The 5,593-nt window shown below is 77.4% G+C and carries 8 protein-coding genes and 1 pseudogene; 8 read left to right on the top strand and 1 reads right to left on the bottom strand.

Features of this window, described 5'->3' with window-relative positions; genetic code table 11:
• From IE321_RS42655 to IE321_RS40495, 7 genes and pseudogenes are all read left to right on the top strand, one after another.
• A pseudogene (locus tag IE321_RS42655) lies at positions 1–225 on the top strand (hypothetical protein); the annotation flags it as partial.
• Positions 222–914: an HAD family hydrolase gene (locus IE321_RS40520; RefSeq protein WP_190226637.1), complete on the top strand. Its 693-nt coding sequence runs from the start codon at positions 222–224 to the stop codon at positions 912–914. The pseudogene IE321_RS42655 and the gene IE321_RS40520, both read left to right, overlap by 4 nt.
• Before the next feature lie 119 nt (positions 915–1,033).
• Positions 1,034–1,378: a CDGSH iron-sulfur domain-containing protein gene (locus IE321_RS40515; RefSeq protein ID WP_229916820.1), complete on the top strand. Its 345-nt coding sequence runs from the start codon at positions 1,034–1,036 to the stop codon at positions 1,376–1,378.
• A 34-nt stretch (positions 1,379–1,412) separates the two neighbouring features.
• Positions 1,413–2,435 (top strand): iron-containing redox enzyme family protein, encoded by a 1,023-nt coding sequence (locus IE321_RS40510; protein WP_190226636.1) that lies wholly within the window; start codon positions 1,413–1,415, stop codon positions 2,433–2,435.
• Positions 2,432–3,073: a nucleotidyltransferase family protein gene (locus tag IE321_RS40505; RefSeq protein WP_190226635.1), complete on the top strand. Its 642-nt coding sequence runs from the start codon at positions 2,432–2,434 to the stop codon at positions 3,071–3,073. The genes IE321_RS40510 and IE321_RS40505 overlap by 4 nt, the downstream gene beginning before the upstream one ends.
• On the top strand, positions 3,066–3,359 hold the full coding sequence (locus IE321_RS40500; protein WP_190226634.1) for a BON domain-containing protein: 294 nt from the start codon (positions 3,066–3,068) through the stop codon (positions 3,357–3,359). The genes IE321_RS40505 and IE321_RS40500 overlap by 8 nt, the downstream gene beginning before the upstream one ends.
• Complete coding sequence (locus tag IE321_RS40495) at positions 3,356–4,168, top strand: metallophosphoesterase family protein (protein ID WP_051842530.1); 813 nt, start codon at positions 3,356–3,358, stop codon at positions 4,166–4,168. Before IE321_RS40500 ends, IE321_RS40495 begins: the two co-directional genes overlap by 4 nt.
• Before the next feature lie 326 nt (positions 4,169–4,494).
• On the opposite strand, the gene IE321_RS40490 is transcribed toward IE321_RS40495, so the two are convergent.
• Positions 4,495–4,692, bottom strand: a complete 198-nt coding sequence (locus tag IE321_RS40490; protein WP_190226633.1) for a hypothetical protein — start codon at positions 4,690–4,692, stop codon at positions 4,495–4,497.
• Positions 4,693–4,850: 158 nt separating this feature from the next.
• Between IE321_RS40490 and IE321_RS40485 the strand changes: the two genes are divergently transcribed.
• On the top strand, positions 4,851–5,540 hold the full coding sequence (locus IE321_RS40485) for a DNA alkylation repair protein (protein WP_190226632.1): 690 nt from the start codon (positions 4,851–4,853) through the stop codon (positions 5,538–5,540).
• Positions 5,541–5,593: the final 53 nt, after the last annotated feature.

The following is a 5,593-nucleotide window of genomic DNA, read 5'->3' as shown; positions in this document are numbered from 1 at the left end:
GCCCGCCGCGGCCGGCCGTCCGGGCGGATCACGACGGCCCGCGCCGTCCGGTCCGAGCGGCGCGGCCTCGTCCCGCCGGGCGGCCGGACCGAGCGGCTCGTGGTGATCCGAGCCCTCCGCGCCCCCGACGCCCGCCCCGCTCACCCCCACCAGGGCCGCGGCGCCCCGGCGCGCGACGCACGCGCCGGCGCGGCGGCGGCCCTCCGTCCCCGGGAGGCACGATGACCCCGCACCCGGCGCCGCGGACCCGCGGCGCCGCCCTCTTCGACGTCGACGGCACCCTCGTCGACACCACCTACCTCCACACCCTCACCTGGTGGATGGCCCTGCGGCAGCACGGCCACACCGTGCCGATGGTCCGCATCCACCGCGCGATCGGCATGGGCTCCGACCGGCTCCTCGACGCCGTGCTCGGCGCGGACCGGCGGGCCGAGGAGGACGAGGCGATCGCCGGCGCCCACGGCACCCTCTACGCCACCTGGTTCGACACCCTCACCCCGTTCGAGGGCGCCGCGGAACTGCTGCGGGCCACCGCCGCACGGGGCTGGCGGATCGTGCTGGCCAGTTCCGCGTCGGACGAGGAGGTCGCGGCCGTACGCGCCCGGCTCGGCGCCGACGACGTCATCGACGCGGCCACCTCGGGGACCGACGTGACCGCCACCAAACCCGCCCCCGACCTGGTGCGGGCCGCCCTCGACAAGGCGGGGGCCGCACCGGAGGACGCCGTCCTCGTCGGCGACACCGTCTGGGACGTCGAGGCCGCGGGACGCGCCGGCGTGCCCTGCGTCGGGCTCCTCACCGGCGGCACCACCCGCCGCGAGCTCCAGGACGCCGGCGCGGTCCTCGTCCACGACGACCCCCGCTCCCTCCTGCGCCACCTCGACTCCAGCCCGCTGGCCCGGCCCCCGCGCTGAGCCCCCGGCCCGCTCCCGGGCATGGCGGGGCCGGGAGCGGGCAGGCGCCAGGGCGTCCGTACCGCGGGACCGGTGGCCGGGACGGCCCCGTCCCGCGGTTCCTCCTCCGGAGGTGTGCCGTGGAACCCGTGCACGAGAAGACCCCCGGGCCGGCGTCCGCGGCCCCACCGGCCGTCCGGCCGCGGCACCGGTCCCCCGGCCCGCCCTCCCCGGCCCCCGAGCCCCCGCCCGGCGCCACCGCCCCGCCCGCCGTCCGGATCACCCCGCTCGCGGAGGGCCCGCTGCTGGTCGAGGGGCCCGTGGAGGTCGTGCTGGCCGACGGGACCGTGCGGCGCAGCGACCGGCCCGTCGTCGCGCTGTGCCGCTGCCGCCGCAGCCTGCTCGATCCGTTCTGCGACACCAGCCACCGCCGCCGCGTCCGGGCCGTCCGGTCCGGCGGGCCCGCGCCGGCCGCGCCGGCCTGACCCCGGCCCTCCCCGGACCCGAGGAGGTCCCGCCATGACGCTCACCCTCCCGCGCCCCGCCGAGGCCCGGGCCCCCGCCCTGCCCCCGCCCCGCGGCGAGCTGTCGGCGGCCGTCTCCGGGCGACTGCGCGGGCGGTCCGGCGCGCTGCCCGGCCCCCGCGCCGCCGCGACGGCCGATCCGTACGGCGAGGACGTCCAGCTGGCCCTCCACCTCTGCTACGAACTCCACTACCGCGGCTTCGCCGGGGTGCCCGACACCGCCGAGGGGGACATCGACCTCCTTCGCCTGCGCGCGCGCCTGGAGGAACGTTTCGAGGGGGCGCTGCGGGAGGCGTGTCCCGGGCCGGCGACACCCGACGAGGTCTTCGACACGCTGCTGACCGAGCCGCCCGACGGTCGTGGGATCGCCCGCCACCTGCTGCGCCACGGCACCCTGGAGCAGGCGCGGGAGTACGCGGTCCTGCGCTCCGCCCACCGGCTCCGGGAGTCCGATCCGCACGCCTGGGTACTGCCCCGGCTGCGCGGGAGGGCCAAGGCGGGCATGGCGACCGTGCTCTACGACGAGTGCGGACACGGCCGGGAGGAGCGCGTGCACGCCCGGCTCTACGCCGACCTGATGACCGCCCTCGGGCTCGATCCCGGATACGGCCACTATCTGCCGGCCATCGGCGCGCCCGCCCTCGCGACCGCCAACGTGATGTCCCTCTTCGGGCTGCGCCGGGCCCGCCGGGGCGCCCTCGTCGGCCACTTCGCCGCCCTGGAGATCTGCTCGCCGCCCGCCGCGTCCTGGCACGCCGCGGCCCTGCGCCGGTGCGGGGCGGGGGAGGCCGCCGCCCGCTACTACGACGAGCGGGTGGAGGCCGACGCCGTCCACGAGCAACTGGTCCGGCGCGAGGTGGTCGGCGGACTGCTCGCCGAGGAGCCCGGCCTCGCCGCGGAGGTCGCCTTCGGCGCCGAGGCCACCGTCTTCCTGGAGGACGCCCTCGCCGCCTCCGTCACCCGCGCCTGGCGCTCCGGCGCCGGCGCCCTGCGGCATCCCGTCGAGGAGGAGGCATGAACCTCACGGCCCACACCCGCGACGGCGGCGGAGCCGCCGACCTGCTGCCGCCCGACCACACCCAGGCCATCCTGGAGGTCACCAAGGAGGTCGGCGCCGCCCTGAAGGGCTCCGGCTGCCCGTTCGCCCTGGTCGGCAGCGTCGCCGCCTACGCGTACGGCATCCCGGTCCGGCTCCAGCACGACACCGACTTCGCGGTGCGCGCGGAGGACTCCGAGACCGTCGTGAAGCTCCTGCGCGGACGCGGCATCGAGATCGTCGACCCGCCGGAGGACTGGCTGGTGAAGGCCCGCAGCGGCGGCGAGCACATCGACCTGATCTTCGCCCTCGCCGGCCGGTCCGTCACCCGTGAGCTCCTGGACCGCGCGTGGATCCTCCCCGTCGACTCCGTGCACCTGCCGGTGATCGACCCGACCGACCTGATGACCAGCCGGCTCGCGGCCCTCTCCGAACACCACTGCGACTACGGCGCCCTGCTGCCGGTCGCCCGCGGCCTGCGCGAACGGGTCGACTGGGACCGGGTCGGCGAGGAGACCCGCGACCGCCCCATGGCCGTCGCCTTCCTCTACCTGCTCCGCCTCCTGGGCGTCCTCCCGCACCCCCCGACCGCACGAGACGAGGCCGACGACCGTGACTGAGCGACCGGAGCCGTACGAGGACCGTGCCCCCGGCCCGGGGCCGTACGAGGACGAGTACCGCATCGCGCTGCTGCGGGAGCGGCTCGCCGGGGACGGGCCGGCCGAGCTCGGCGTGCGGGTGGAGCGGCGCGGCGGCGTCGTCCTGCTCACCGGCACCGTCCCCACCTCCACCCGGCGCGAGGAGATCCTGGACCTCGCCCGCGCCACCCTGACCGGGCTCACGGTGCGCACGGACGTCGCCGTCGCGGGCCGGGACGCCCCGGACCACGGGGAGGAGCTGTCATGACGCTCCCCGGACCTGAGCCCACCGGCCGGGAGGCCGTCGTCCGGGTCGCCGCGGTCGGCGACATCCACCTCGGCGAGGACTGCGCCGGACTGCTCCGCCCCGCCTTCGAGGCCCTCCCGGACTGCGCCGACCTGCTGCTCCTCGCGGGTGACCTGACCCGGCACGGCAGCGTCGCCGAGGCCGAGGTGGTGGCGGGCGAGATCGCCGGGCTCGGCGTCCCCGTGGTCGCCGTCCTCGGCAACCACGACCACCACGCCGACACCCCGGACGAGGTCACCCGGGTGCTGCGCGACGCCGGCGCGCACGTCCTGGAGGGCGAGAGCGCCGTGCTGCCCGTGGCCGGCCACAAGGTCGGCGTGGCCGGGGCGAAGGGCTTCTGCGGCGGCTTCCTCGGGCGCAGCGCCGGCGAGTTCGGCGAGCCCGAGATGAAGGCGTTCGTCCGCACGGCCCGGCGCGGCGCCGAGCGCCTCGCCCGCGCGCTCGGCGAACTGGCCGAGCACGGCTGCGCCGTCCGGATCGCGCTCACCCACTTCTCACCGGTGCCCGACACCCTCGCGGGCGAACCGCTGGAGATCTACCCCTTCCTCGGCAGCTACCTCCTCGCCGAGGCCATCGACGCGCACGGCGCCGACCTCGCCGTCCACGGCCACGCCCATCTGGGCACCGAGCACGGCATGACGGCGGGCGGCGTCCGCGTCCGGAACGTCGCCCAGCCCGTCATCGACCACGCCTTCGCCCTCTACCGCCTGCCCCTCGACGGCCACCCGACCCGCCCCCACGCCCCCACCGCCCGCTACGGCACCCGCTGACCGGCCGCGCCCAGCCCTCCACTCCGGCCGAGGCGTGCGCCGAGCCCACCGGCCCGGACTCCGCCGAGCCGCGCCGGCGGAGGGAGACGGACGGGACGGCCCTCGCGGAGACGGCGAGGAGCCCCGACCGCCCGTTCCGCGCGGCGAACGCCCCGCGACCGCACGGAAGAAGCGCGGCCCGCGAGGCGTGGGCCGCGCCCTGGACCGCTCTCGTCCGTCTTCCGGGTGCCGTCGTGGGCCCCCTCCGCCGGGGCGTGCGGTACGGCCCCGGGACGCGGCGCCGTCCGGCGTGCGGACCTCACCCGATCGCGCCCCGCCGCCCGCGCTCAGTGGGCGGGCGCGCCGAACTCGGCGTGCTGGGTGCGGAAGGAGAAGTCGGTCTCCCCCGGGGGCGGCCGGCCCAGGAAGCCGCGCCGCGCCTCGGCCCTGGCCTCCCGTATCAGCACCCTGAACTCCTCGTCCGTGAGCCTGCGCCGGCAGCCCGCGCCCGTGTCCGCCGACCGTCCCCTGGTGTGTCCGTTCATCGTCCTCGCCGCCTTCCGGGTCCGGCCCGATCGCCCGGGTTCCTCGCCCGGAGCCTTCGTACGGCCTCTACCCGGCGTGCGGCCGGACAGCCGTCTCCGGCCGCACGGAACCGCGGGGCCGTAGGCTGACAGCCGTACGCGAGCGACAGGAGGACCGGATGGCCGGGACGGCGACCGGGGCGACGGTGGACGAGGTGCTGGCCGAGCTGGCCGCCCTGGAGGACCCCCGGGCGCGCGAGGTCAACGAACGGCACGGCGACGACCACGGGGTGAACCTCGCCAGGCTGCGCGCGATCGCCAAGCGGCTCGGGACGCGGCACGAGTTCGCCCGCGAGCTGTGGGCGACCGGCGACACCGCCGCCCGGCTCCTCGCCACCCTCGTCTGCCGGCCCAAGGAGTTCGGCCGCGACGAACTCGACGCCATGCTGCGCGGGGCCCGCGCCCCCAAGGTCCACGACTGGCTCGTCAACCATGTGGTGAAGAAGGGCCCCCACGCCGAGGAGCTGCGCCTGCTCTGGCTCGCGGACCCCGACCCGGTCGTCGCCGCCGCCGGCTGGGCGCTCACCACCGAGCGGGTCGCGAAGCGGCCCGAGGGCCTCGACCTCGACGCGCTCCTCGACACCGTCGAGCAGGAGATGAAGGACGCCCCCGACCGGCTCCAGTGGGCCATGAACCACTGCCTCGCCCAGATCGGCATCGAGCACCCCGCCCACCGCGCCCGGGCCCTCGCCATCGGCGAACGCCTGGAGGTCCTCAAGGACTACCCGACCCCCAAGGGCTGTACCTCCCCGTACGCCCCCGTCTGGATCACCGAGCTGGTCCGCCGCCGCGAGGGCCGGGACTCCTAGGGCCTGTCTGCCCCTTCCCGTCGGGTCCGGCCCGCCCGGCACGCACGCTCGCC

The organism is Streptomyces hydrogenans, from assembly GCF_014656075.1.
Lineage (GTDB): Bacteria > Actinomycetota > Actinomycetes > Streptomycetales > Streptomycetaceae > Streptomyces > Streptomyces hydrogenans.
Note: the sequence above shows the minus strand (reverse complement) of the source record. Positions and strands in the feature narration are given on the sequence as shown.

Excerpts from the sequence above, each read along its gene's own strand:
- IE321_RS40495 (WP_051842530.1), top strand. The coding sequence starts at position 3,356 with ATGACGCTCCCCGGACCTGAGCCCACCGGCCGGGAGGCCGTCGTCCGG.
- IE321_RS40520 (WP_190226637.1), top strand. The coding sequence starts at position 222 with ATGACCCCGCACCCGGCGCCGCGGACCCGCGGCGCCGCCCTCTTCGAC.
- IE321_RS40485 (WP_190226632.1), top strand. The coding sequence starts at position 4,851 with ATGGCCGGGACGGCGACCGGGGCGACGGTGGACGAGGTGCTGGCCGAG.
- IE321_RS40490 (WP_190226633.1), bottom strand. The coding sequence starts at position 4,692 with ATGAACGGACACACCAGGGGACGGTCGGCGGACACGGGCGCGGGCTGC.
- IE321_RS40510 (WP_190226636.1), top strand. The coding sequence starts at position 1,413 with ATGACGCTCACCCTCCCGCGCCCCGCCGAGGCCCGGGCCCCCGCCCTG.
- IE321_RS40505 (WP_190226635.1), top strand. The coding sequence starts at position 2,432 with ATGAACCTCACGGCCCACACCCGCGACGGCGGCGGAGCCGCCGACCTG.